At 65.2% G+C, this 24684-nt stretch carries 27 protein-coding genes and 3 pseudogenes; 12 read left to right on the top strand and 18 right to left on the bottom strand.

Annotation, left to right across the window (positions count from 1 at the left end; translation table 11 throughout):
- Positions 1 to 538: pseudogene (locus tag Q0Q02_RS18315) on the top strand (transposase); the annotation flags it as partial.
- Positions 539 to 650: 112 nt separating this feature from the next.
- Here the strand turns inward: Q0Q02_RS18315 and Q0Q02_RS18310 are convergent.
- Together Q0Q02_RS18310 and Q0Q02_RS18305 are read right to left on the bottom strand one after the other, a co-directional pair.
- Entirely contained in the window at positions 651 to 857 is a 207-nt protein-coding gene (locus Q0Q02_RS18310) for a DUF2892 domain-containing protein (RefSeq protein WP_293811498.1), read from the bottom strand.
- Between the two features lie 152 nt (positions 858 to 1009).
- The gene (locus tag Q0Q02_RS18305; protein ID WP_293811496.1) at positions 1010 to 1363 is read right to left on the bottom strand and encodes a carboxymuconolactone decarboxylase family protein; all 354 of its coding nucleotides are present in this window, start codon (positions 1361 to 1363) and stop codon (positions 1010 to 1012) included.
- A gap of 68 nt (positions 1364 to 1431) precedes the next feature.
- Between Q0Q02_RS18305 and Q0Q02_RS18300 the strand changes: the two genes are divergently transcribed.
- Positions 1432 to 1749: a helix-turn-helix transcriptional regulator gene (locus Q0Q02_RS18300; protein WP_293811494.1), complete on the top strand. Its 318-nt coding sequence runs from the start codon at positions 1432 to 1434 to the stop codon at positions 1747 to 1749.
- A gap of 112 nt (positions 1750 to 1861) precedes the next feature.
- Here the strand turns inward: Q0Q02_RS18300 and Q0Q02_RS18295 are convergent, their stop codons facing one another.
- The 13 genes from Q0Q02_RS18295 to Q0Q02_RS18235 all read right to left on the bottom strand — a co-directional run bounded on the left by Q0Q02_RS18295 (position 1862) and on the right by Q0Q02_RS18235 (position 13353).
- Entirely contained in the window at positions 1862 to 2548 is a 687-nt protein-coding gene (locus Q0Q02_RS18295; protein WP_293811492.1) for an ABC transporter ATP-binding protein, read from the bottom strand.
- A gap of 15 nt (positions 2549 to 2563) precedes the next feature.
- Positions 2564 to 3697 carry an ABC transporter permease gene (locus Q0Q02_RS18290; RefSeq protein WP_293811490.1) on the bottom strand — a complete coding sequence of 378 codons (1134 nt, stop codon included), beginning with the start codon at positions 3695 to 3697 and terminating at the stop codon, positions 2564 to 2566.
- Positions 3694 to 4917, bottom strand: coding sequence for an efflux RND transporter periplasmic adaptor subunit (locus Q0Q02_RS18285; RefSeq protein WP_293811488.1), 1224 nt, complete (start codon positions 4915 to 4917; stop codon positions 3694 to 3696). The genes Q0Q02_RS18290 and Q0Q02_RS18285 overlap by 4 nt, the downstream gene beginning before the upstream one ends.
- 98 nt (positions 4918 to 5015) lie before the next feature.
- Positions 5016 to 5801 carry a sulfite exporter TauE/SafE family protein gene (locus Q0Q02_RS18280; protein ID WP_293811487.1) on the bottom strand — a complete coding sequence of 262 codons (786 nt, stop codon included), beginning with the start codon at positions 5799 to 5801 and terminating at the stop codon, positions 5016 to 5018.
- Positions 5798 to 6241: a YeeE/YedE family protein gene (locus Q0Q02_RS18275; protein ID WP_293811485.1), complete on the bottom strand. Its 444-nt coding sequence runs from the start codon at positions 6239 to 6241 to the stop codon at positions 5798 to 5800. Before Q0Q02_RS18275 ends, Q0Q02_RS18280 begins: the two co-directional genes overlap by 4 nt.
- Positions 6238 to 6645, bottom strand: a complete 408-nt coding sequence (locus Q0Q02_RS18270) for a YeeE/YedE family protein (protein WP_293811484.1) — start codon at positions 6643 to 6645, stop codon at positions 6238 to 6240. Before Q0Q02_RS18270 ends, Q0Q02_RS18275 begins: the two co-directional genes overlap by 4 nt.
- On the bottom strand, positions 6642 to 6974 hold the full coding sequence (gene bigR / locus Q0Q02_RS18265) for a sulfite-sensing transcriptional repressor BigR (RefSeq protein ID WP_293811499.1): 333 nt from the start codon (positions 6972 to 6974) through the stop codon (positions 6642 to 6644). Before bigR ends, Q0Q02_RS18270 begins: the two co-directional genes overlap by 4 nt.
- The gene (gene blh, locus Q0Q02_RS18260; RefSeq protein WP_293811482.1) at positions 6974 to 8269 is read right to left on the bottom strand and encodes a bifunctional sulfur transferase/dioxygenase Blh; all 1296 of its coding nucleotides are present in this window, start codon (positions 8267 to 8269) and stop codon (positions 6974 to 6976) included. The genes bigR and blh overlap by 1 nt, the downstream gene beginning before the upstream one ends.
- A gap of 163 nt (positions 8270 to 8432) precedes the next feature.
- Complete coding sequence (locus tag Q0Q02_RS18255; RefSeq protein ID WP_293811481.1) at positions 8433 to 9407, bottom strand: FAD:protein FMN transferase; 975 nt, start codon at positions 9405 to 9407, stop codon at positions 8433 to 8435.
- A complete protein-coding gene (locus Q0Q02_RS18250) occupies positions 9388 to 11592 on the bottom strand; it encodes a PepSY domain-containing protein (protein ID WP_293811479.1) in 2205 nt (734 codons plus the stop codon). The genes Q0Q02_RS18255 and Q0Q02_RS18250 overlap by 20 nt, the downstream gene beginning before the upstream one ends.
- A gap of 12 nt (positions 11593 to 11604) precedes the next feature.
- Positions 11605 to 12075, bottom strand: coding sequence for a DUF2271 domain-containing protein (locus Q0Q02_RS18245; RefSeq protein ID WP_293811478.1), 471 nt, complete (start codon positions 12073 to 12075; stop codon positions 11605 to 11607).
- A 301-nt stretch (positions 12076 to 12376) separates the two neighbouring features.
- Positions 12377 to 12892 carry a cytochrome b/b6 domain-containing protein gene (locus tag Q0Q02_RS18240; protein WP_293811476.1) on the bottom strand — a complete coding sequence of 172 codons (516 nt, stop codon included), beginning with the start codon at positions 12890 to 12892 and terminating at the stop codon, positions 12377 to 12379.
- A 62-nt stretch (positions 12893 to 12954) separates the two neighbouring features.
- Positions 12955 to 13353 carry a PepSY domain-containing protein gene (locus tag Q0Q02_RS18235; RefSeq protein WP_293811474.1) on the bottom strand — a complete coding sequence of 133 codons (399 nt, stop codon included), beginning with the start codon at positions 13351 to 13353 and terminating at the stop codon, positions 12955 to 12957.
- Positions 13354 to 13496: 143 nt separating this feature from the next.
- Between Q0Q02_RS18235 and Q0Q02_RS18230 the strand changes: the two genes are divergently transcribed.
- From Q0Q02_RS18230 to Q0Q02_RS18215, 4 genes are all read left to right on the top strand, one after another.
- Positions 13497 to 14159 (top strand): response regulator transcription factor, encoded by a 663-nt coding sequence (locus Q0Q02_RS18230; protein ID WP_293811472.1) that lies wholly within the window; start codon positions 13497 to 13499, stop codon positions 14157 to 14159.
- The gene (locus Q0Q02_RS18225) at positions 14156 to 15493 is read left to right on the top strand and encodes an ATP-binding protein (protein WP_293811470.1); all 1338 of its coding nucleotides are present in this window, start codon (positions 14156 to 14158) and stop codon (positions 15491 to 15493) included. The genes Q0Q02_RS18230 and Q0Q02_RS18225 overlap by 4 nt, the downstream gene beginning before the upstream one ends.
- Before the next feature lie 282 nt (positions 15494 to 15775).
- Positions 15776 to 16081: a VIT1/CCC1 transporter family protein gene (locus Q0Q02_RS18220; RefSeq protein WP_293811468.1), complete on the top strand. Its 306-nt coding sequence runs from the start codon at positions 15776 to 15778 to the stop codon at positions 16079 to 16081.
- 2 nt (positions 16082 to 16083) lie between these two features.
- Positions 16084 to 18063 carry a cation-translocating P-type ATPase gene (locus tag Q0Q02_RS18215; RefSeq protein ID WP_293811466.1) on the top strand — a complete coding sequence of 660 codons (1980 nt, stop codon included), beginning with the start codon at positions 16084 to 16086 and terminating at the stop codon, positions 18061 to 18063.
- On the opposite strand, the pseudogene Q0Q02_RS18210 reads toward Q0Q02_RS18215, so the two are convergent.
- A pseudogene (locus tag Q0Q02_RS18210) lies at positions 17988 to 18209 on the bottom strand (hypothetical protein); the annotation flags it as partial. The gene Q0Q02_RS18215 and the pseudogene Q0Q02_RS18210 overlap by 76 nt on opposite strands.
- Positions 18210 to 18350: 141 nt before the next feature.
- On the opposite strand from Q0Q02_RS18210, the pseudogene Q0Q02_RS18205 reads away from it, so the two are divergent.
- The 5 genes and pseudogenes from Q0Q02_RS18205 to Q0Q02_RS18190 all read left to right on the top strand — a co-directional run bounded on the left by Q0Q02_RS18205 (position 18351) and on the right by Q0Q02_RS18190 (position 21475).
- Positions 18351 to 18928 (top strand): annotated as a pseudogene (locus tag Q0Q02_RS18205) (hypothetical protein).
- Positions 18876 to 19094, top strand: coding sequence for an MBL fold metallo-hydrolase RNA specificity domain-containing protein (locus Q0Q02_RS23835; protein WP_367275042.1), 219 nt, complete (start codon positions 18876 to 18878; stop codon positions 19092 to 19094). Before Q0Q02_RS18205 ends, Q0Q02_RS23835 begins: the two are co-directional and overlap by 53 nt.
- A gap of 152 nt (positions 19095 to 19246) precedes the next feature.
- Positions 19247 to 19633, top strand: coding sequence for a hypothetical protein (locus Q0Q02_RS18200; protein ID WP_293811463.1), 387 nt, complete (start codon positions 19247 to 19249; stop codon positions 19631 to 19633).
- A 35-nt stretch (positions 19634 to 19668) separates the two neighbouring features.
- Positions 19669 to 19908 (top strand): YdcH family protein, encoded by a 240-nt coding sequence (locus tag Q0Q02_RS18195; protein WP_293811461.1) that lies wholly within the window; start codon positions 19669 to 19671, stop codon positions 19906 to 19908.
- 448 nt (positions 19909 to 20356) lie between these two features.
- Complete coding sequence (locus tag Q0Q02_RS18190; RefSeq protein ID WP_293811459.1) at positions 20357 to 21475, top strand: PLP-dependent cysteine synthase family protein; 1119 nt, start codon at positions 20357 to 20359, stop codon at positions 21473 to 21475.
- Positions 21476 to 21659: 184 nt separating this feature from the next.
- On the opposite strand, the gene Q0Q02_RS18185 is transcribed toward Q0Q02_RS18190, so the two are convergent.
- Entirely contained in the window at positions 21660 to 23372 is a 1713-nt protein-coding gene (locus Q0Q02_RS18185) for an acyl-CoA dehydrogenase family protein (protein ID WP_293811457.1), read from the bottom strand.
- A gap of 326 nt (positions 23373 to 23698) precedes the next feature.
- Between Q0Q02_RS18185 and Q0Q02_RS18180 the strand changes: the two genes are divergently transcribed.
- Positions 23699 to 24340 (top strand): TetR family transcriptional regulator, encoded by a 642-nt coding sequence (locus tag Q0Q02_RS18180; protein ID WP_293811455.1) that lies wholly within the window; start codon positions 23699 to 23701, stop codon positions 24338 to 24340.
- 120 nt (positions 24341 to 24460) lie between these two features.
- Here the strand turns inward: Q0Q02_RS18180 and Q0Q02_RS18175 are convergent.
- A partial coding sequence (locus Q0Q02_RS18175) for a hypothetical protein (RefSeq protein WP_293811501.1) occupies positions 24461 to 24684 on the bottom strand: 224 nt, incomplete at its 5' end.

Here is a 24684-nt window from a genome sequence, read left to right as displayed (position 1 = left end):
AGCGCCCTCCATCGGCGTCACTATGGCCCCGGACACAAAATCCCGGACAGTCCCTCCGGGAACTGGCGCGGCGCTTCCTGTTCCAGACGATCCACGACATCGAACTGATGCTGGATCGCGAGCGGGCCGGACGCGAGGCGAGCCCGACGGCGGCGGTGGTCGACAGCCAGTCGGTCAAGGCTCCGCACGCTGCGGCAAGGGGTTACGACGCGAACGAGAGAATTGTCGGACGCAAGCGCCATATCGCGGTCGACACCGACGGACGTCTGCTGATGGTCAATCTGACGCCACCCATGATCGCCTCAAGCTGACGGACAAGGCCGCCTGGCTCGACTTCGTCGTCGAGATCATCCGCCGCCGCGACGGCGCCAGGGGCTTCGAGGTCCTGCCCCGGCGCTGGGGCGTCGAGCGCACCTTCGGATGGATGATCCGCTGGCGCCGCCTCGTGCGCGACGACGAGCGACGCATCGACGTCTCAAAGGCCATGATCCTTGTCGCGATGGGCGCAAACCTCTTGCGAAGAAACGCCCATCCCTGAATTGCCAAACAGGCTCCAACAACCCATAAGCTGACGCTTACCACCAAAGCAGCCGCAGGCATCAGCAAACGCGGCCACCAGCCCGCTACCAGCGGCTATTGCCGACTGCCGCTCACTTGCTGATGTTCCGGAGCGGACAGGTGTTGAGGCCGAACACCGAATAAAGCGGGCAGGTTTGGAAAAGACCGGTCAACAGCGGGACGAGCCCGAGCAATCCCCACCAGCGCGCTGCACCTTCGACGACAAAGATCAGCGATAGCAGGACGAGCCCAACGACGATTCGCAACAGGCGATCGATCCCTCCGACATTCCTGGTCATGATGCATTCTCCCCTGGCCTGCGGCCGCTTCGAGTTCGGTTGCCCTTTTGTGGCAGAGTTTCGTCCTGACAACGCGAGAGACGACGATCTCTCTCCCCCAATCTGACATAAGCAGGGGATGGCGGAGCCGAAGACCCCCTTTAGCCGCTTGACTACCCTGCTACCGGCTCGTTGAACTGATCGAAGGCCCGCAAGGCGTCGGCGGCGTACATCAGCGCCGGGCCGCCGCCCATATAGACCGACATCGCAGCGATCTCGGCGATTTCCTGCCTCGTCGCGCCAAGGCCAACCAATGCCTTGCTGTGGAATCCGATGCAGCCGTCACAACGCTGCGTAATGCCGATCGCGAGAGCCACCAACTCCTTGGTCTTCTTGTCGAGGGCACCGTCGGCACCAGCTGCCTTCGACAGAGCATAGAAGGCCTGCATGGCATCAGGTTGCAGCTTCCGGATCTCGCTGGTGTAGGCCGAGATATCCCTGGTGATGGCGCGATAATCCTTGTTCACAACCCGCTCCTAGCTGGCTCGCTTAACATTTCATGTTTTTATAATATAAGGAGAACATAAAATGTGAAGTGGGCGTCGCAATGGATTTGATGCAGATCATGCCTGAGAAGGCCGAAGCCGTAGCCGACTTCCTCAAGGGGTTGGCCAATCCGAGCCGACTTCTGATTCTCTGCGCACTATCTCGGGGTGAAAGGAGCGTTACGGAGTTGATATCAGCGACCGGCGTGCCCCAAACCTCGATGTCTCAGCACCTCTCCAAACTGAAGATCGAGGGCATCGTCGAATTCCGCCGCGATCATCGGACCCTGTATTATTCCATCAGCCACCCGGTCGTGACGGAGATCATGACCGTGCTTTACGGGCATTTCTGCGCCGGCAAGACCTGAGAAGCGAGTCCGCACTGCCGGCATGTCTTGCCCCGCTGCTTACAACGCCTCGCAAACAAGGCGTTTGCGGAGATTCGGTCGATCATCACGATGAAGCATGTGTCCGTAGCATCTATGCAAGGCGACCATCGCGTAGGGTGAATTTCCGGTCGAACCAGTCGAATATCTTCTCGTCGTGCGTGACGACGATGACCGCAGCATCCTGTTCGACCGCGACCTTGCGGAGCAGGTCCATAACGATCCCGGCGCGTTTCGAATCGAGTGCGGCCGTCGGCTCGTCGGCGAGAATGATGCGTGGCCGATTGGCCAGAGCGCGCGCGATGGCAACGCGCTGCGCCTCGCCGCCCGACAGCTTGGCGGGCATCGCGTTCCGGCGATGCCCAACCTCTAGATAGTCGAGCAGTTCGACCGCTCGGGCCCGGGCCGCGCCCGCTTCCTCCTCGGCCAGTTGCAGCACGAGAGCCACATTGTCGGTCGCGTCGAGAAACGGGATGAGATTGTGGAACTGGAAGATGAAGCCGATATTGTAGAGCCTGAGCTGCCTGAGATTGGACTTCAACCATCGCCCCTCGCTCAGCACCGTCTCGCCGTCGAATGCCATCGAGCCCGAGGACGCATCGAGAATGCAGCCGATGATGTTGAGGAGCGTCGTCTTCCCGGAGCCGGAGGGGCCGAGCAACGCGACGAGCTGGCGCGGATAGACGTCCAGGCTCACATTGCGAAGTGCGTCCACGCGCGTCTCGCCCTCGCCGAAATGCTTGGAGATGCGCTCGCAGCGCACGAGCGGATGATCTGCCATCGCGCCTGCCATCTCTCAGCTTCCCAATGCCGTTGCGGGATCCACCCGAAGCGCCGCACGAACCCCGAGCCCGCTCGCCATCAGGCACACGACGACCACGACGAGGCCCAGCGCGAGTATATTGTCGGCCTCGAGAACCACGCGGCGCGGAAAGTAGCCGCTGATGCTCGCGATCAGCGTGGCGCCGATGGAAAACCCGATGAGCCCGAGCGCCAGCGCCTGCTGAACGATCATGCCGATGATGGTTCGGTCCGGGGCGCCGATGAGCTTCAGAGTGGCGATCTGCTTCGTCTTCTCGATGGTCATCGTGTAGATGATCAGGGCGATGATCACGGCGGATACGACGAGCAGGAGCGACGTGAAGAGCCCGATCTGACGCCTGGCGCGGTCGACCAAGGAGCTGATCAGGATCTGTTCCTGAGCCTCCTGGGTGATCGCGGCCTGGTGCTTCCAGCGGCGGACGGCTTCTGCTACCGCTTCGGGAGAAGCATTGGGCTGCAGCCGCGCGACGACAGCGTTCACGGTGTCGCGGCTGCCTCCGACGGCACCGCGCGCCTGCTGGATGCGCACCGCCGGCGGAGCAAGGTCGAACTGCAGCTTCTGAGCATCCGCCAAGGTGATGTATACGGCCGGATCGCCGCCGGAGCTGACCTGGTGGCGCGTCATTCCCACCACAGAAAACGTGTTCCGGCCGACGCGGAGGCGATCGCCGAGCGCGAGGCCGGTGCTTTGATCGGCCACCATCTCGTCATGGCTGCGGGCGATCCCCCGCCCGGCAAGAATCTCCGGCGGCCCTCCCGGCCGCGTCGGCTCGTAGCCGATGACATAGAGCCTGAGCTTGGCGCCCATATGCTCGGTTTCGACCGTCTGATAGGTGATGCCGCCAGCCGACTCCACGCCGGCGAGGCGCGCGGCGGCCTCGCGGACGTCGCCGGGAATGCGCGAGGCTTCGGCGAAGGGGCCGCGCGTGTTGGCCTCGACTATCCACAAATCGACGGCGGGGGCGCGAGCGATGGTCAACGCATCGACGACAAGCCCGCGATAGATGCCGATCATGGCCAGCACGACACCGAGCAGAAGTCCAAGGCCGATGCAGGTCAGGATGAAGCGCCCGAAGCCGTGCCTTATGTCGCGATAGGCGAGGTTCACGGCCGCTTGCCCTCGCTGAACCGCGCCATACGCCCGACCTGCAAGCCTGGCGCAACGCGCATTACCACGCGCGCGTGCTCTGGCACTCCGCCGACGATCTCGAGGCGGGAATCTTCCGTGCGATGCCGGAACCTGACGAGCCGGCGGTTCAGCCGGCCATCCTCGACCGTCCAGACCGTGCCTTCGTGGCCGTTGTAGCCATGGACGGCTGCCTCTGGAATCAGGAGCGCCTCGGCGAGGGTGGCAGCCGTGATCAGGAACTCGACCTGCTCTCCCAGGAAAACGCGGGCGGGCGGGTTGTCGCCCCTGATGAAGACGCGTCGCTCCTCCGTGCTGCGATCGCTTTCAAGCCCGATGCGGGCCACCTTGCCGGTGAATACGTCCTGCGGGCGGGAACGCAAGCGGGCCTGCACCCGCTGGCCTTCCGCTATGAAGCCGGCACGCGCTTCGTCGACATAGGCGAGGCCCCAGTAGCTGTCGTTTGCGATCAGCGTGAAGATCGGATCGCCGGCCTTGACGACCGTGCCCAGTTCTTTGTGCCGTTCAATGACGATCGCGTCGTAGGGAGCCGTCAATGTCCGGTGTCCCAGCAACGTTTCTTCGAACTGGACTTGCGCCCGAGCATCGGCCAACTGCGCCCTGCTGCTCGCGACCTCGCTTTCGGTAACGGTGACGTCCGCCTTGGCAACGGCCTCGTCCCGGGCGGACTCTTCGGCTGACTGCTCCGACACAACGCTACGTCCGGCGAGCTCCTGCCTGCGCCGGTTGGCAACCTGCCTTTGCGCGAGAATGGCGCGCGCCTTCTCCAGATTCGCCTCCGCCCGCTCGATGTTGACTTCGGCGATCTGGAGCGCGGCGCGGGCCTTTGCCGTCTTGGCCTCCTGCTCGCCGAGGCTGAGCCGGGCCAGGACCTGCCCCTTGCGGACATGGTCGCCGTGATCCGCATGGAGTTCCACTAGCGCAGCTCCAGCCTCGAAGCCGACTTTGGACATCACGCGGGCCTCGACCGTGCCCAGTCCGAATACACGGACCGGAACATCACGCTCGGGCATGAGTGCTTCAACTTCGACCGGACGATTACTGTAGACGACGCCGGCGCCCAAAAGCACACTGACGACCGCGACGCCCGCAAGGGCACGCCGGCCGAAGATGCCTGTCTGCTTCCGCCTTGTCGCGTTCAGACCGCCGACGATACCCGGCTGGTTGGATGGCGCATCCATGTCGTTCAGGCTCCGTAGCGAGTATACACGTCGCATGGCGACCGTTGGCTTCAGCCGGCCCCTGCCGGCGTCGTCCTGTCAAAAGCCAGCCTCCGCGCTCAGCCGAAGGCGGTCGTCGCCGGCAGGTTCTTGAAGATCACATAGGTCGCGACCGTCAGGATGAGCGCGGCGAAGATGCGGTTCAGCGTGGCCTTGCCAGCCGAGAGACGCGTCGCCAGCAGCATGCCGAGAATGCCGCCCACGACGCCGCCGGAGATGAACTGCCCGGCGATGACCCAGTCGACGAGGCCGCTGCGGGCATAGTTCAGGGCCGTCGCCAGCCCGAAGGTTCCCACCGCGAGCAAAGACGAGCCGATGGCGTTGATCATCGGCATGCCGGTGGCGAAGACGAGCGCCGGCACGATGAGGAAGCCGCCGCCGATGCCGAAAAAGCCGGAAGCCATGCCCGTCGCCAGCGCCGCTGCGGCGGTCAGTGCGCATGTGCGCCGGTCGACCGGCCGCTCCTCTCCCCGCCCGACGCCGCGCGGCCGCAGCATCAGCAGCCCGACGACGACCATCAGCGCGCCGAAGAGCAGGAGAAGGCGCGTCCCGTCGACGACGAGGCCGAGGCTGGAGCCGAGCAGGGCGCCAAGCGTACCCACCACCGCGAAGACGGCCGCGCAGAGCCAGCGCACATGGCCCTTCCGGGCATGGGCGAGCAAGTTGGCATAGGCATTGATCGAGACGGCCAGCGCGCTGGTTCCGATCGCGACATGCGGGCTGGCGACCCCGACGACGTAGAGGAGCAGCGGCGTGGCCAGGATCGAGCCGCCGCCGCCAACCAGGCCGAGGCTGAAGCCGACGAGGCCGCCGGAGGCGAGCGCGGGAACGAGGGCCGGCGTCATCGCGGCAGCATCCCCGCGATCACCCGGTCATGCAGCATCATCCCTGCCGCCATCGCCGCGACGAACAGCAAGACCGGGACGAGCCCCATCGACAGGGCCGAGACCGCCGGGCCGGGGCAGAAGCCGGCGAGCCCCCATCCGGCCCCGAACAATGCGGAGCCGGCTACCAGCCGCCGGTCGATCTCCGTCTTCTCCGGCAGATGGAAGCTGTCGTCGAACAGAGGGTGCCGCAGCCGGCGTTGCAGCATGACGCCGGGCACCGCCACCAGCACCGCGCCGCCGAGCACGAAGGCCAGGCTCGGGTCCCAATGCCCGCTGGCGAGATTGAGGAAGCCGAGCACGCGCGCCGGATCGAGCATTCCGGAGAGCGACAGGCCGAAGCCGAAGAGCGCGCCAGCGAGGAGCGCAACGACGAGACGCAGGGCCGCGAGAGGCTTCACCGCAGGAACTCCATCAGCGTCGCCATGGCGACTCCCGCGAGGAGGAAGGTCGCGGTCGCGGCGAACGAACGTTTCGAAAAGCGGGCGAGGCCCAGGATGCCGTGCCCCGAGGTGCAGCCCGAGCCCATGCGCGTGCCGATGCCGACGGCGAGCCCGGCCGCGAGGACCAGGGGCCAGGAGGCAGCGATGGTCACGGACGGGAAGCTCCCGAAGGCCAACCTGTAGAGCGGCGGGCCGCTGATGAGCCCGATGACGAAAGCCGCATTCAGCGGGATCTGCCCGCCGCCGAGCAAGCGGCCGACGATGCCGCTGATGCCGGCGATCCGTCCGTCGAGCAGCAGCAACGCGACAGCGGAAAGTCCGAGCAGCATGCCGCCGGTCAGGGAAGGCCAATAAGCACTCATGGCAGTTGCTCCGGTTCGCAGAAGATGGCGTAGAGGGCTTCGATCAGGCGCGCGGCCTTCTCTTCGCTCAGGCGGTAGAAGACCTGCTTGGCCTCGCGGCGCGTCGTGACGACCCCGGCTTCGCGCAGTGCGCCAAGCTGCTGCGACAGCGTCGGCTGACGGATGCCCAGCCGCTCCTCGAGCTCGCCGACGGCGTATTCGCCCTCGGCAAGGGTGCAGGCGAGCCGCAGACGCGCCGGGTGCGACAATGTCTTGAGCAGACCGGCGACCTCGCCCGCGCGCGCCTCCATCTCCGCCGGCGACATCGCGCGGGTCATTGCGGAAGCCATCACCATGTGGCCCCCGGAAGCGCATCGAGCGGGAACTTGAGATAGCGCCGGCCGTCGGCTTCGAGCTCCGGCAGCCGACCGCCGCGGATGTTGACCTGCAGCGCATGCAGGATCAGCTTCGGCATCGGCAGGGTGCGGTCGCGCGCCTCCCGCAGCGCGATGAAGCGCTCCTCCGTCATGCCGGCCAGATGCGGGTTCGCGCGCTTCTGCTCGCCCACCGTGCTTTCCCATCGGGCGGCGCGCCCGCCGGGCTCGTAATCGTGCCCGGTGAACAGGCGCGTATCATCCGGCAGGGCCAGGATCGCCTGGATCGACGCCCACAGGGCCCTGGCGCTGCCGCCCGGGAAATCCGCCCGCGCCGTACCGGAATCCGGCATGAAGACCGTGTCGTGCACGAAGGCCGCGTCGCCGATCACATAGGTCACGGAGGCAAGGGTGTGGCCCGGCGAGAACATCACGCGCCCCGTGAGCTCGCCCAGCGTGAAGCTGTCGCCCTGCGCGAAGAGCCGGTCCCATTGCGAGCCGTCGGTCGCCAGTTCCGGCCAGTTGTAGAGGCCCTGCCAGAGCTTCTGGACATCCGTGACACGGGCGCCGATGCCTGTCGGGGCGCCTGTCTTCTGCTTGAGATAATGAGCGGCCGAGAAGTGATCGGCGTGAGGATGGGTATCGAGGATCCATTCGACGGTGAGCCCCTCGCTCGCCACATAGGCGAGGATCGCGTCGGCCTGATGCGTGGCGGTCGCCCCGGATTTCTCGTCGAACTCGTAGACCGGGTCGATGATCGCGCAGCGCCGCGTCTTCGGATCGGTGACGACATACTGGATGCTGCCGGAACGCGGCTCGTGGAAGCCCTTCACCTGCGGCGCCCGGGCTGCATTGCGGGCAAGCCACTGCACCGCGCCCGACAGATCGAAGCCATGTGCGCGACCGAAAGCCTCGACCTCGCCCGGCTTCATCCGCCCCGCCAGCACCTCACCCAGCACATGCAGCGTCAGTGAACGCGTGCCGCTGCGGCAATGCGCGTAGACCGGCCCCTTCGCCCCGGACACCGCCTCCTGGAAGGAGCGGATATCGGCTTCTGTAATCGCCGCCGCCGTCACGGGGATGAAGCGATAGCCAAGGTTGGCCCGCTCAAGGGCCGCCTTCTCGGCAGCGCTACTCGGCTGCCCCGGCTCCTCGCCGTCGGGCCGGTTGTTGATGATGGTGGCGAATCCGCCAGCCGCAAGCGCGGAAAGCGTCTCCTGGCTCGGCTGGCTGGCGACCGTCAGCCGGTCGTCGATCTTCACGGCGGTCATCGTGAGCATCCTCTCGGTGCAATCATTATACGATTATGTATAATGTATATTGATGAGATGCAAGTGCGTATCGCGACATCGACCGAGCCCAGCCGCCTGCAGCGGGTGCCCCGGGGAAGCGGCTGCGTCGCGCAATCGCGGCAGCCACGCCGTTTCGCGACGATCACCGTGCGACCTGGTTGAGCGGGCCAGCCGCGAACAGGGCACCGACCGCCTGGGGCCGGATGGTTTCGCCCTCGCGGATGAGGAACAACGCGTCGAGCCCGAACCGCCGCGCAAGCTTCGCCCCTTCCCCTGAACCAAGGACCATCAGCGCAGTCGCCCAGGCGTCGGCTTCGGCACAGGTCCGCGCCACCACGGTGACCGAGGCCGGCGTCGTCGTCAGGGGCGCGCCACGGCGCGGGTCCATCGTATGCGACAGGCGGCGATCTCCGACGTCCACCCAGTGTCGATAGTCGCCTGAAGTGGCCACCGCAGCGTCCTGCAGAACCAGCATCGAATGCGGCATACGGGAGGCGGGGTCGGGTTTTTCGATGGCGATCGTCCACGGCTCGCCATCAGGGCGCAGGCCAAGGGCCCGCATCTCGCCGTCGATGCCGACCAGCCCGCTGGTGATGCCGAAATCGCGCAGCGTCGCCGCCAGCCGGTCGACGCCATAGCCCTTTGCGATGCCATTGAGGTCGAGGACGATGGGAGCGTTTTTGCGCGCCTCGCCGCCCTCCACATTCAGCTCCAGCACCTCGTATGCGGCCTGTCGCGGGGTTTGGAGCGCCTTGCGGATGAGGGCCCGGTCGGCCACGGACGGGCCGAACCCCCAGGCGCTCACCGCGTCGCCCATGCCGATGTCGAAGGCACCAGCCGAGCAGCGGCCGATTTCGAGCGCAATCCGCAGCACCGTCATCAGCCGGTCTGGGACTCCGACCCATCGCCCCACCGGCGCGGCATTGAGGCGCATCAGATCGCTGTCCGGCTTCCAGCCGGACATCTGCTCGTCCACCTCGTCCACCGCCGCCTGAAGCGCGCTGCGAACCGGTGCCGGGGCGAAGGCTCCGGTCGTGTAGAACAACGCGGACCAGCGCGTGCCCATGGTGGGGCCGTTTAACGCCTGGCGGTCCGGATCAGAAGACATCCTCGACATAACGTCCCTCCGCGCGAAGCAGCGCCAGCGTCAGCCCGGTGGGGGCGAGTATGTCGGCAAGCGCCGCGGAGACACCGGCTGCCATTTCGCGCCCGCCGCACACCATGACCCGCGCGCCTTCGCGAACCATGCGGGCGATCTCGGCGCCTTCCCCGCGCAGCGCATCCTGCACATAGCTGGGCTGCCGCGTACGCGACCAAGCCGTCGCCAACCGCTGCAGCTGCCCGTTCCGCCGCCAGCCCTCCAGCTCCGCGCCATAAAGGAAATCGCTGTCGGGATGCCGCATGCCGAAGAACAGGCGGATGGGGCGGCGTCGGGCATTGGCCCTGATGAAACCTGCCAGCGGCCCGATGCCCGTGCCGGCCCCGACGAGGATGAGGGGCGCCGCGTCACGGCCGGCATGAAAGCCGGGGTTCTGCCGCAAGAAGGCGTTGATCGTATCGCCCGGCTGCAGTTCGAAGAGCTGGCCAGAGCACAGGCCGGCGGGGTGCTTTCTGACGACGATCTCGATGAAACCGTCCCGGCACCCGGATGCCAGCGAGTAGAAGCGGGCAACGGCAGAGCCTTCCGGCAGGACGCCGAGGAGATCCCCGGCCACGAAACGCCCGAAGCAGCGACCGGTGAGCCGCAGCCAGAATGGCGACTTCGGCGGGACAAAGCGCAGGATGGCGGTTGGCGCCTGCACCTCGGCGCCATAGTCGCGGCGTGAAACCAGCGTCAGGAGGAAGGCAGCCGGCCGGACCGGCTGGTGAACGAGCTCCAGCTCCACCCCCATGACGGTGCCCAGCGACCGGCCCCAGCGGGCAAAATCCTGCGGCGACTGGCGGTTCACCGTCATGAACGGAACCAGCATGCGCCAGCCCCGCGCCTCCGCCACATCGGCAACGGCCTGCGCAAAAGCGCAATATCCAGGAAAGCTGCGATCGCCGAAGCCGAGAACCGCAAACGCGACCGAAGGGGGCGCAGGCAGGGATTTCAGCCGGTCGAGAAAGCCGCGCGCCGAAGCAGGAGCAGCGCCGTCGCCATAGGTCGCGCTCAGGATCAGGATGCGCCGCGCCTGCCGATAACGGGCCGGCTCGAAGGATGACATCGGCGCGGCGTGAACGGCCTGCCCGGCGGCCGAGAGCGCCGCATGCAGCGTCGTGGCGAACCCCCATGTGCTGCCGCCCTCGGACCCGACGAGCAGGATCGTCTCAGCGCGCCCGGCGGCAGCATTGCCGCGGATGCGCGGACGAGCACACCAGCCTGCGAACCACAGGACGAAGCCCGTTCCGGCCATCGCGGGTACGCTGAGCGCCATGAAGCCAAGGACCAGCCCCAGGGCAGCGGCGCCCCGCCCGGTGTGCAGCATGTAGATGGTTTCCGAGACGCACTGCCATGCGCTCGGATCGCTCCAGGCCAGCAGCGCACCGGTTCCCTGGTCGAGATAGCCGGTGCCGCGATCCATCTTGAGCGTGAAGACATCGGTCGCATCGGCCGGATCGGGAAAGGACAGGCTGCGCAGCTCGGAAACCGGGGTGCGCTTGAGGATATCCATGCCTGCGACGGGCATCCCCGTCCGGCCGCTTCTCTCGACCTCGGTCACGGGCGATGGCGGCCCGTCGGGCAGGAGGTCGAAGGTCGAGGCCGTCATCCACAAGGCCGTAGCGGAAGACAAGAGCAGGCCGGCGACAGCGATGCGCGCGAGCTCGACATGCAGGCGCGCCGCAAACGGCCCGCGCAACGGCGAGAACCAGCGCCGCCAGCCTCCTGCACGCCGCGCGACGAGCACGGCGCCGGAAACGGCCAGCACCAGCATGGCAGCGGCAGCGGCCGCCATCGCCATGCGGCCTCCGTCACCGAAAAGGAGCGAGCGGTGCAGCCTGGTCAACCAGCGCTCGAACGGATTCGAATCGGCAGAGGCGATCTCCCGCCCTGTCGCGGGGTCCTTGACCGCAGCCCGCGGCACGCCGTTCTCGGACCAGTAGGCGGTAATCCGGCCCGAAGGCTTCCGCCTGATCTGCTCGACCTCCGGATGAACCGCCTGGATGCGCTCGGCCAGCTCCGCGATCGAAAGCGCGTCCGACTGGACCGAGGAGAGGCGTTCGACGACCGGGAATATCGAGAGAAGCGCACCGCTCAGGCTGAGCACCAGCAGCAGAAGGCCGGCCACAAGACCCGGCCAGCGATGGACAACGCGGATCATGCCGGCCACCGCTCAGAACGAATAAGCCAGGCTCGAGACGTAGCGCCGGCCCCGAACCGGCGTTTTCGCGCCCGCGGTCGTCAGCGGGACGGAGACCTCGTCCGGACTGTCGCGCATGTCCTCCACGGCAGCATCGACATGCAGGGTATAGCCGGCATCGAAGAGCGCATCGGCGAGATCGAGCGAAATCTCGAGCGTGCGGCCCGCGCCGACGCTGGCGCCCGTGATGCCGTTGATCTCGGTGGAGTTGCCCCCTGTCGCACGATGCCAGCCCGACAGATGCGTGTAATACTTCGACTTGCGGCCGGCCATCCACAGGCTGCCGGCATAGGCCCCCTGAGCATTCGTGAGATAGATCGCGAGATAGGCACCGTCGCCGCCATAATTGGTCAGCGTCGTGGTGAGCTTGAGCGGTCGCGCCTGGGCAAGACAGGGCAGCATGAATGCCGCGGTCAACGCGATGGCCGGCATGATCTTATTCATGGTGGCTGAACCTCCTTTTGCACCGGCGGCGGGAACCGCATGCTTCTGCCGGCCAGCATCGAACCGCACCGGCGAAGGCACCGCCCCGCCGCCCGGCAAGATCACCCTGGGACGACACGCTGACAGCCTCCTGACGCGGTGGCGGTTTCAGCTTCAGCCAGCTGTCAGGAAACGCCGCGATCGCTTCGCGCCCGGCCGCCCCAACATCGGAATGGATGGAAAATCGCGTCGCTCCCGCCCTCCCCGCCTGGACCGAGGCGGGAGGGGCCGGAGAGACGAAGGCAACGGGACGCCTGCCTTCTCAGCGCAGGCTCATCCGCCGCAGCGTCCTGTCGCGCATGACGAACTGGTGCCAGATCGCCATCAGGGCGTGCAGGCCGGCAAGGATGAGGATGAAGGTGCCGCCATTCTCGTGAAGTTCGGCGATCACGCCGGGACGTCCCTGCACAGGCGCCGCGATCGAGGGCAGGTGCAGGCCGAGGAAGGAGACGGACACGCCCATGCGCGAGGCGGCGTACCAGCCGGTGATCGGCAAGGCGATCAGCAGCAGATAGAGCAGCGCGTGCCCGATCCGGGCACCGATGGCGAGCCAGCCATGCTGCGGGCCGCCATCGGGCGCAGGTTCCACCAGCCGCAGGATCAGCCGGGGAACGACCAGAACCAGGACCGCAAGGCCCAGCCAGAAATGCAGCAGGGGCGGATTCCTGACCACCTCACGGCCACCTTCTGCCGTCAACCATGCGCCAAGCACGGCGAGGGCCGTTACCCAGTGAATGACGACGAGAGTTCTCGAGTAGCGCGCGGTTGCGACGGACATGGCCATTTCTCCAGCGTTGGACAGAAGGATGCAGCGTCGCGGGACAGGGAGGCCCGGCCCGCTTATTTCACCGTGGCTTTCGGTGGCTCGCCGCGTTCGAACGGGGATTTTGGAGACGCCGGGCCGGATGGATCGACCGAGCCGGTGGCGGCGGAGGAGCGCCGTTCATGACGGTGGCCGCCGTCGCTGCGGATCCTGCGCTTGATCTTGACGATCTCCAGAGTCGCGGGATCGATCTTGGCCTTGAACGGTTGTCCGGTCTCGTCAGTGCCCCTGATCTGGTAGCAACCGTCGTCGATTCTGAGACGGTCCACCTGCCAGCCCCGTGCCTGCGCCATCGCCTGCACGGCCTCGCGGGGCTGCCACCTCCCCAGGGGGACGTCGCAATCGTCATCGGCCATCGCAACTCCTGATCCTGCGATGGCAAGGAGCAGCAGGCCCGCGACGAACGGCTTTACCATGGCATTTGTCCCTGATCAGCGTTCACATGCCGGAATGATGGCAATCTTTCCTGACGCGTAGCTGAAGCGTGAAGGGCACGGCCCTTCAGGAAGCTGACAGGTTCCGCAGGCAACAGGTCTCGGACAGATGGGATTGCGCCTTCATGAGAGTTCTTCTGATCGAGGACGACACGATCCTCGGAGCCGCGGTGCGCGACCATATCGTCGGCGACAACCATTCGGTGGACTGGGTCGGCCGCCTCGACCAAGCCGCCGAGCATCTCGACAGCGCAGCCTATGATCTGGTCCTGCTGGATCTGATGCTCCCCGACGGCCGGGGGATCGCGTTTCTGCGCGACCTGCGCCGCAAGGGCTGCGTCACGCCGGCCATCGTCCTGACAGCGCTGGACCAGATATCCGACCGCATCGAAGGGCTCAATGCGGGAGCGGACGATTACATGACCAAGCCGTTCGACCTTGCGGAACTGTCCGCAAGGCTCAACGCGGTTGCCCGCCGCTACAGCGGCAATCCCAATCCGCTCGTCGAGATCGGCGGCCTGCAGATCGACCTGGCGGCGCGGACGGTCATGAAAAGCGGGCGGCTCATCGCCCTGACCGCACGTGAATGGGCGCTTTTCGAGGCCTTCGTCCAGCGCCCCGGCCAGGTGATGTCCAAGACCCAGCTGGAAGACCGGCTCTATGCCTTCGGCGCCGAAGTCGAAAGCAACACGATCGAGGTCCATGTCAGCCGCCTGCGCAAGAAGCTCGGCCCCGATGTCGTCCACACGGCACGAGGCATCGGCTATCGGCTGGGAAGCGCACGATGATCGCGCCGAAGAGCCTACAATGGCGCCTGTCGCTCTGGCTGGGCCTGGGCATCGCGCTGGTCTGGGCAGTGGCCGCCGCGGTGACGGCCCAGAATCTGCGCCATCAGATGGATGAGGTCTTCGACAGCGAGCTTGCGGAAACCGGGCAGCGCCTGCTGCCTCTGGCAGTGCGCGACATCATCGGGCGCGACAGCGACGACGACGCCAGCCAGAGCGTCGCGACGATGCGCGAGCATGACGAGCACTTCACCTATGTGGTGCGAAACGCCGAAGGGCAGGTGCTGCTGCGCTCGCATAGAGCCGACCCGGCGATCTTTCCGCCATTCAGCGGCATGGGCTTCTCCGATACGCCAACCCACCGCCTCTACTCGGATGCTGCGCTGCAGGGCACGATCACGATCACGGTCGCCGAGCCGCAGGTCCGCCGTCGCGCCGTGGCGTGGGAAGTGCTCGTCGGACTGGCCCGCCCGCTCGCCCTGATCGTTCCGATCAGCCTGATCGGCGTGTGGGCCGTCATACGCCTGTCGACGATGAGCCTGCGGCGCTTCCGCTCCGCGATCGAACTTCGCGGCGCCGGCGATCTGACCGCCGTCGCCGCCGACGACCTTCCCTCGGAAATCCGACCGGTCGCCCGGGCGGTGAACCAGCTGCTGGAACGGCTCAGGCGCACTCTGGAAGCCGAGCGCAGCTTTACCGCCAACTCCGCGCATGAGCTACGCACGCCGGTGGCCGCCGCGCTCGCGCAGACGCAGAGACTGATCATTGAAACGACCGACGCGGCCGCACGCAACCGTGCTCGCGACATTGAATCCGCATTGCGGCGGCTCTCGGCTCTCTCGGAAAAGCTGATGCAGCTGGCCAGGGCGGAAGGCGGCAGTCTGCATGGCGCCGAGCCGGTCGATATCGGCGCCCTACTCCGGTTGATCGTGGATGAACTGACCGCCAACGCCGGCGCAGCCGGGCCGATCGAGCTGGCCCTGCCCGATGCCCCAGTGCTCTCCCGCATCGATCCCGATGCCTTCGCGATCCTGGCGCGGAACCTGATCGAGAATGCGCTGAAGCACGGCTCGCAGACCGAGCCGGTCCGCGTGACGCTGTCGATGGACGGCCTGCTGCGCGTCACCAATGCGGGGCCGGCCGTGCCGCAAGATCTGCTCGCCCGCCTGCTCAACCCGTTCGAGCGCGGCCGCGCGCAGGCGAAAGGCGCCGGGCTCGGGCTGGCCATCGCGAAGGCGATCGCCACCGGCACCGGCAGCGGCCTCGAGCTGATCTCCCCGCGGGAGGGACGTGAAGACGGCTTCGAGACGCGGCTCCGGATCGGCCGGCTGGACTGATCCGATCTGTGGCAAAGGCTCGAAGACAAGCTTCGACGTCGAGATGCAAACTTCCTCAATTGTCTCGGCCGGATAGGCTGCGACAGCGGGGGAATTCCCGGAGAAGGCCACCAAGTCCTTGACACAGCGCAAAGCCGCTGACGATTGCTTAGTTTAGAATTGCTCAAAACTATAGATTGACGTGCGCCATGCTCGTCGGACGGCGGACGGACCTTTCCGGAACCGACGTCTTCGTCGGCGAAGCAAGGGTGTTCCTGCAACGCCTGTTCGAAAGCTGTGCCCATGCGCGCCCTTCACAAGGAAAACCATCTCATCGAGCGTATAGGCTGGCTTCGGGCAGCTGTTCTCGGCGCCAATGACGGGCTGATTTCGACGTCGAGCTTGATCGTTGCCTTGCTCGCTCCCGCTGGAACGGCGGCAAGGACCGTATCCATTGCCTGCCTCATCGGCCTTGCGGTGCTTGGCGCGGTCGGTGCCCGGGCAGGCGGCGCCAGCATCTGGAAGCCTACCCTCCGGGTGGTGTTCTGGGGCGCCGTCGCGATGGCCTCGACCGCGATGATCGGCTCCCTCATCGGCCGGGCGGCGTGACGATGAAACGCGTGTCGTTTGATTTCGAGACCGTCATGTCCGGCCTGGCAGTCCTGGGGATGATGCTGGCGGTCATTGGGACCTGGCCGCCGGCTGAGGGACTTGCTGCGCTCCGGTGGCCCGGGCTGGCCCTGGTTTATGCCGCCGGCGGCCTTCCGGCCGGCTGGAGCGCCCTGTCGGCACTATGGCGCGAGCACACCCTCGACATCGACCTGCTGATGGTGGTCGCGGCCGTGGCGGCTGCTGCCGTTGGAGCACCATTCGAGGGCGCCGTGCTTCTAACGCTCTTCAGCGTTTCGACCACACTCGAACACCAGGCTCTCGGACGTGCGCGCCGAGCCGTCGAGGCCCTGATGGCGCTGCGCCCGGAAACGGCTTTCCGCAAAAGCGAGGACGGCACGGTCACAGAGGTTCCCGCTTCCGAGCTTGTCGTCGGCGATGTGGTGGTGCTGCGCCCGGGCGCCCGCGTGCCAGCCGACGGCGTGATCCTGCATGGCCGCGGCGGCATCGACGAGGCCAATATCACAGGCGAGTCCATGCCGGTCTCCAAGGAACCCGGACAACAGGTCTTCGAGGCCACGGTCAATCTCGAAGGGGTTTTGGACGTGACCGTCACCAGGACGGTCGGCGACAGCACGATCGCACGCATGATCCAACTCGTGACCGAGGCTCAGGAGGCGAAGGCGCCATCCGAGCGTTTCAGCGCCTGGTTCGGCCAGCGTTATACCGTTGGCGTCCTGCTGGGGGCTGGTTGCGCCTTCGCAGCCTTCTATTGGCTTGGGCGGGACTGGGAACAGGCCCTCTACAGGGCCGCGACACTCCTGGTCGCGGCCAGCCCCTGCGCGATCGTTATATCGGTTCCCGCCGCGATCCTGTCGGCCCTCTCCGCCGCCGCGCGAGGCGGCGTGCTGTTCAAAGGGGGAGGCGCGCTGGAAACGCTCGCTGCTATCGATACCTTTGCCTTCGACAAGACCGGAACTTTGACCAATGGTCGAGCGGCGGTGACGTGCGTCATTGCCCTGAACGGCGAGGAGCACCGCTTCCTCTCCCTTCTGGCCGGTCTCGAAGCTCATTCGGAGCATCATGTTGCGGCGGCCATCCGCCGGGAGGCCGTTGCCAACGGCATCGAGCCGGCGAAGGTCGTGGACGTCAGCTCTCGCCCGAGCGCCGGCATCATCGGCCACGACGTATTGGGCCCGATATGGGCAGGGAACGCCCACCTCGTCGCGGAGATGGGCGCTTCCGTCGATGATCCCGCATTCCGTGAACTCGCTGACAGTTCCCAGACCGTGATCTATCTCGGGCGCGGTGCGACTGTTCTGGGCGCCGTCAGCGTGGCGGATGAAGCGAGAGCCAGTTCCGCTCCGGCGCTGGCCGCGCTTCGCGCCGGCGGCGTGAGCCGCATCGTCATGATGACGGGCGACCGCAAGCCCGTGGCCTTGCGCATCGGTGCAGAGCTTGGCCTTGCTCCAGAAGAGGTTCATGCTGAGATGTTGCCGCAGGACAAGGTTCGTGAGGTCGGTGAGCTCGCGCGCGATGGCAAGGTCGCTTTCGTTGGCGATGGCGTGAACGATGCTGCGGCATTGGCGCGCGCTGATGTCGGCATCGCGATGGGAGCTGCCGGGTCCGACGTCGCGCTTCAGGCTGCCGATGTCGCTCTTTTATCGGAAGACATGAAGAAATTGGCCGATGCGCACCGTCTGGCGAGGCGGACGGCCGCGATCATCCGGCAGAACCTCATCGTGGCGATCGGCGCCATGCTGATCCTGGTCACCGGCGGCCTGTTCTTCGACCTGCCGCTTCCGCTCGCGGTGATCGGACACGAGGGGGGCACCGTGCTGGTCGTCCTGAACGGCTTGCGCCTCCTGTCGGACAGAATCCGTTCCGGCGATGAAGACGCCCACCCTCATCGCCAACTCGATCTGCCGGATCCAGCGCCAAGCGGGCTTCGTTCGCAAGCGACATCGTCAACCGCGCCATGACAGACCCAGATGTTCAGTCCCGGCATTTGATGGATAGGGTCGAGCGTGAATCGTTCTGGCTCTGAAGTCCAGCGTTTGCAGATGAACTCATAGGGCGTGAGGCCTTTGAGGGTCTTCAGGTGTCGGCCGAAATTGTAGGCTGAGACCGCCATGCCGGTCATATTCTGGGAGCCGCGCACGCCGAAATCCACTGGGACGGCCGCAACCTGGCGTTTTCGGGCGATATCGGGCGCTACGGTGATGCGCTGTTTCCAGATCCCGTATCGGGCGGAGAGGCCGGCTTTATCGTGGTCGTGTCGACCTATGGCGAGCGGGTCCATCCGGGCGAGGATCCGGCTGAGGTGCTCGGCACAACCGCGGAATGCACCGTGAAACGCGGCGGCACGCTCGTGACACCGGCCTTTGCCGTCGGCCGGGCGCAGCAGCTTCTCTACTATTTCTGGACACTGAAGCGGGCCGGGCGCCTCGCTTCCATATCCATTTTCCTCGACAGTCCGATGGCCGCCGACGCCACCGACATGATGCGCCGCCATCCGCATGATCATAAACTCGATCATGCGACATGCCGTGAAGCCTTCGGCATCGCCGAATACACCAACGATGTCGAAGCCTCGAAGGCGATCACGGCGAGCCGGTATCCGAAGATCGTCATCGCCGCGTCCGGCATGGCAACGGGGGGCGCGTGCTGCACTATCTCAAAACGTTCGGCCCCGATCCGAGATCCACGATCCTGCTTTCAGGTTTCCAGGCTCCCGGAACACGCGGGCGCGCTGCAACAGGGCGCGAAGGATCTCAAGATCCACGGGGATTGGGTGCCGATCAAGGCGGAGGCTGCACAGTTGGACATGCCGTCGGCCCACGCTGACAGCAACGAACTGATGCGTTGGCTTTCGGGATTCAACCGCGCGCCGCGGCGTGTGTTCATTGTCCACGGGGAACCGGAAACCTCCGAGGCGCTCCGCGTCCGGATCGAGCGCGAACTGGGCCGGCCGGGTGTCGTGCCACGGCAGGATCAGGAGTTCCGCCTGTGAATAGAGGCATTCACAGACGTCTGCCGTGCCCCCGGGTTGCGACAGATCAAGAAAGACGCAGCACGAATAGCGTAAGAGGGACACAGATCTCTCGCAAAACCCGCCGAAACCCCTCCGGGTTCTGTAGAGGACTGAAATGGAGGACATGGATCTTGGTCGAAACCAGGGAACTCGCCCCAACCTTCCGCCATGTGCGGCTGCTTCGCGCGCGCGACCAGGGGCATCCGGACGGAGACCGTGAGGAAGGCTACGATCTTCTGTTGCCGCTCGACCGGGAAGGCTTCCTCGATCCTCACGAATGGAAGAAATCCTGGGAATCCTGTCGCGTCCGGTATTTCCAGAAGGGCGAGACGGCCAGGATCGGTCGGTTGCGGCGCAAGCCCGGCGGTCAATGGTATTTCGATTACGAGGAGGGTGACCGGGACGACGAGATTGGTTTCCGCCTGGGCGAGGAATGTTTCCGCCTCGGTGAATATGTCTCGGTCGGGCGGGGACACGAGTTTCACACCTATCAGGTCGCGCGCGTCGAAAAACCCTGACGCCGGGCCGCTGCCGCACAAAGGAGAGCAGAACCTTGTCCAATACCCCGCATACCCTTGGCCATGAGTTCCCGGAACAGATGGACGCTATTCATGCCCTCAAGGCGAAGAGTCCGGAATTTGCGCATATTCTGACGGAATATGATGAGGTCAATGACCGAATTCATCGGGCCGAGGCCCGTCTCGACGCCATTTCCGAAGAAGCCGAAGCGACGCTGCGCCGTCAGCGCCTCGCGCTGAAGGACAGGATTGCCGCCGCGCTCGAAAAAATATGATCGCAATGAAGTGGCCGCCCGTTGCGGCCACATTCGCTCACAGGCGGCTCCGGCACTGTCCGGACAGAACTCTGTTTGGCTGTGCATTGCGAGCCGAGCGGCCGACAGCGCGGTGTCGGCGATCGCGCGCCTGCCCCACAATCACTCCCGGCCAGCCACGCAGCGCAGGCCCGAGATGCTGGACAATGTGGCCGCGACAGCAGCCTGAGGAGATTGCCCCGGCATCCGCCTTTCGAGCCTGGGCCCGAGCCGCCCCATGCGCCATGGGCGGTATTGTCCGAACACCGAGACTATCAGGGCGCTGCGCCAGGGTTCCGGGGCGGGGCCGCGACCAAGCGGATTCTAGACGCTGCCGGTCCCGCTCTTGCTGGTGCCCGTGGTTTACGCAAGCGAAGAATTGCCACCAGAGGCCGAGCAGGATCGGCCAGAGACCGCGTGGAGCGCTCGAATGGAATGCAGATTGGGCAAGGGCGAGGTAACGACTGCCCGGGACTGGGTCGATCGCGCGATCGCTGCGATCGAGGCGGACCAGCGCCGCTCCGCCGACACGCATCTATGGAAGCTGGACGCGCCGGCGCTGACCGGGATCGACCTGTACCTGAAGGATGAATCCACGCATCCGACCGGCAGCCTGAAGCATCGGCTGGCGCGCTCGCTGTTCCTCTACGCGCTCTGCAACGGCTTCATCCGGGAAGGCACAGCGGTCGTCGAGGCCTCGTCCGGCTCGACTGCGGTGTCGGAGGCCTATTTCGCCCGCATGATCGGCGTCCCCTTCTTCGCCGTCATGCCGCGCTCCACCTCACCCGAAAAGATCGCCGCGATCGAGCACTATGGCGGCCTGTGCCATTTCATCGACGATGGCGAGCGGATCTATGCCGAATCCGCCGAACTGGCGGCGCGCCTGTCCGGCCACTTCATGGATCAGTTCACCCATGCCGAGCGGGCGACCGATTGGCGCGGCAACAACAATATCGCCGAGTCGATCTTCCAGCAGTTGGCGAACGAGCGTCACCCGATTCCGTCCTGGGTCGTGATGAGTGCGGGGACCGGCGGGACCTCCGCCACGATCGGTCGATACATCCGCTACAAGCGCCACGCGACACGGCTTTCCGTGGCCGATGTCGAGCGTTCCGCCTTCTTCGAGAGCTTCTCCACGCGCAACCCCGGATGTCGCTGCGATCGCCCCTCGCGCATCGAGGGCATCGGCAGGCCGCGGGTGGAGCCCTCCTTCGTGCCGGGTGTGATCGATACCATGCTGCGCGTGCCCGACGCCGTTTCGTTGGCGGCGATGCGGGTACTCTCGCGCCGGCTCGGACGGCGCGTCGGCGGCTCGACCGGCACGAATTTCGCCGCGATGTGCTTTCATGCGGCGCGCATGGCAAGCGCCGGCGAGGCGGGATCGCTGGTAACGTTGATCTGCGACTCCGGCGACCGCTATGCCAACAGCTATTACGACGATGCCTGGCTGGAAGCGAACGGGCTCGATCCCGCGCCGTTCGAGCCCGCCATCGAGGCCTTCCTGCAAGGCGGGAGGCTCGACCCCGATCTTGAAGAATGCTGCGCTTGACGCAGTAGGCGATGCCGCCAAACCGAAAAGAGGCGCACCCTCGTCATTGACGGATTGAGGTCTATGACAATGGAAATTGCAGCTCCTCTCCCCATACTTGAAGGCGAGCCTCGGAAAAAATATTGGCCGCATCCAAAGTCGGCTGCGGCCGCTCAATTGGCATCGAGGCTCTGATGACCTGACCTCAATCCGAGATCCGGGCCCGCTCCATGATCTTCTTCGCAACGGGCTGGGATACCTTGATCGCGAGCGTGCCGTAGTGTGCGCCCCAGGCCCCTGGTGTGCCCGGTGTGCGTGTGTTCAGGAAGACATCGGCCACTTCCTGAGCGCTGTGACGAAGCAATTCGGCGCCTTGCAGAACGCGCGCGACCGCCTCGGTCATCGGCCGTGCGAAGAACTCGTCCTTCACCGCTTCGCGGACGAGCGTCTCGGTATGCTGGACCATGGCGTCGAAGCGGGCGTCCTGACCGGCATGCGGCCTGACTTCGTCGAACAGAGCGTCGATGGTCCGCGGGTCTTTCATCATCGCCCGGCGCACGTCCATGCACATCATATTGGCCGTGCCTTCCCAGACACTGTTCAATGGTGCCTCTCGATACAGGCGGGCCATCGGGTTCTCTTCGATGAAGCCATTGCCGCCGTGGCACTGCAGCGCCTCGTAGGCGATCGAGGGCGCCCGCGAACAATTGAAAAACTTGGCGGCCGGCGTCGCGACCCGTGCCAGAAGGCGTTCGTGCTCGCTGCTGTCGAGATCATCAGTGGCACGCGCGACGCGCAGCGCCATCAAGGTGGCAGCCTCGACCTCAATAGCCATGTCAGCAAGAACGTTCGTCATCATCGGACGATCGGCGATCGTCGAGCCGAACGCGTTGCGAGTGGTCGTATGCTGCAACGCCAGGGTCAGCGACTGACGCATCAATCCCGCGGAGCCCACTGCAAAGTCTAGTCGCGTCAGATGGGCATGCGACAGGATCTCGCGGAGGCCCTTGCCTTCCTCGCCGACGCGGATCGCCAAGGTGCCGGCGTACTCCACCTCGCTGGATGCGTTGGACTTGTTTCCCGCCTTGTCTTTCAGCCGCTGCACGAAGAAGCGGTTATAGCTGCCATCCGGAAGGGTGCGCGGAAGGAAGAAGCAGGTCACCTCGCCATTGACCTTGCCGAGGGTGAAGAAGCCGTCTGACTGCGGGACTGAGCAGAACCACTTGTGGCCAGTCAGCTCGTACCAGTGCGCCGTCTTTCCATGATAGTCGGCCGAATGGGAGAAGCGGGCGGTTGTCTGCGTCTCTCGCAGATCCGACCCACCTTGCTTTTCGGTCATTGCATAGCCGATCACCACCGAAGGCTTTTCTCCGACTTCCTTTCGGCTGAATTCGTACTCGGTGCCCTTCACCTTCTCGGCCCAGATCGCCAAGGCCGGCTCGGCCTCAAATCCTGCGTATGAGGCATATGCCATGCCCGTCGGGCAGCCGGTGCCCTGCTCGACCTGGTTCCAGACGTAAGAAAGAACCGCCCGAGCGAAGTGACCATTCTTGTGGTTCGTCCGCCAGGCGAGGTTTGGAACCTCATGGTTCCACGCGATCGACATCAGTTCATGCCAGCTTGGATGGAAATCGACCCAGTCGATGCGATTGCCAAAGCGGTCATGTGTCTTGAGCTCGGGAAGGTGCCGGTTCGCGAGACGCGCCAGCTCCTGGACGCGCTCATCGCCAGCGATGGCGCCGAGAGCCTTGCAGCGGTCAGCAGCCCAGGGGGCTTCGCGCTCGATAGCATCGCGCAAGACCACGTCGCCCGAGAATGCATTGAAGCCGGTGGCGGGCTGGGCCTGATTGAGGACCTTGTGGGTGCTGTAGCGATCAGCCTGCTGCGCCAGCGTTTCAGAGGCAAGAGCGTTGCTCATCGAATTCTCCAGATTGTTCCGTTTCGTCGAACTCGGCGGAGCGCCTGGGGCAGCTCCGCCTTGAAAACCAAGGCAGCCGGCTTTGCCGCTGAATTTCTCAGCTGCGTGCGACAGCGTTGCCATCGGCATTGGGTGCGATTCTTTGGCGATTTCTCACGACGCCCCCTCAGAAGATGAATTTGTATTCATTTTTATTGCGCACCCACCACCTGAGGCGCGAAGGATGGCACATTGACAGCCTCTGTGGCCTTGATCAAGATGAAAATGAATTCAGATTCACCAATCGCGCTGCCCCGAGAGCAGTGGAGTGGTCGGGGATGCCTCTCATGAACGCGAAGAAGACCCGCTCCCTCGACAAGAAGACGCAGATTCTTCGGGCTGCACGCTCCGTGGTCATGGATGGCGGCTTCCGCGAGCTGCAGATGAATGCGGTGGCCGCGGCGGCAGGGGTCGCTGTCGGAACGATCTATCGATACTTTTCCTCCCGTGCCGAGCTGTGCGCGGCCATCGTAAGCACAACGTCTCAGCGAGAGGTCGACGTCCTTTCTGGAATCGCCGTCGCCGAAGGCGCTCCGTCGCAGAAGGTTCGTGATGCGGTTCGAACCTTCGCTGCTCGCGCCATGCGGGGCAGGCGTCTCGCATACGGATTGATCTTTGAGCCCATCGATCCGGAGGTCGAGAATACGCGCCTTCATTATCGGCGGGCCATCGCGCGCGTGTTCGAGACGATCATTCGCGAGGGCATAGCCGCCGGCGAATTCCGCGCGCTGGATGTTGAAGTAGCGGGCGCCTGCCTTGTCGGCGCTTTCATGGAAGGTCTTGTTGGATCGCTCGCTCCGGATACGGGCGGCGAGCAATCTCGCGAGGATGAAATAGCCGGCGCCATTGCAGAACTCTGCCTCGCAGCAGTGGCCCTTCCGGGGAACCGTTATCTGATCAGCGAAAGCGCAGAGGTGGGTGGCGTGTGATCTGAGCCTGATCTTCCTCAGATTTGAGTAGAGTCCGTCCCTCACGGAGACGGACGATGCGCCCCTCACGATTCACGGAAGAGTGTCCGTCGTCAGATGATTTGAGACGATTTTCGTTTCTCAGGAACGGAGGCTCTGGACTTGTCCCAGCAAACTGGAGAGCTCTTCTGAAGGAAGGAGGAGCATTTCATGGGCAAGCGGCAACGCCGGCTGGGGAAGGAATTCGAGGCGGAGGCCGTTCGTCTGGTTGAGACGAGCGGCCGCACCCAGCGTGAAATCGCCGAAGCGGGGGAGTGTCTGAACTTTTGTGTCCGGGGCGGGTTGAGCTTCACGCGATGATGAAG

Origin of the sequence: uncultured Allobosea sp. (assembly GCF_945956895.1) — a bacterium.
In the GTDB taxonomy this organism is placed as follows: domain Bacteria; phylum Pseudomonadota; class Alphaproteobacteria; order Rhizobiales; family Beijerinckiaceae; genus Allobosea.
This window is presented reverse-complemented; position numbering and strand designations above follow the sequence as displayed.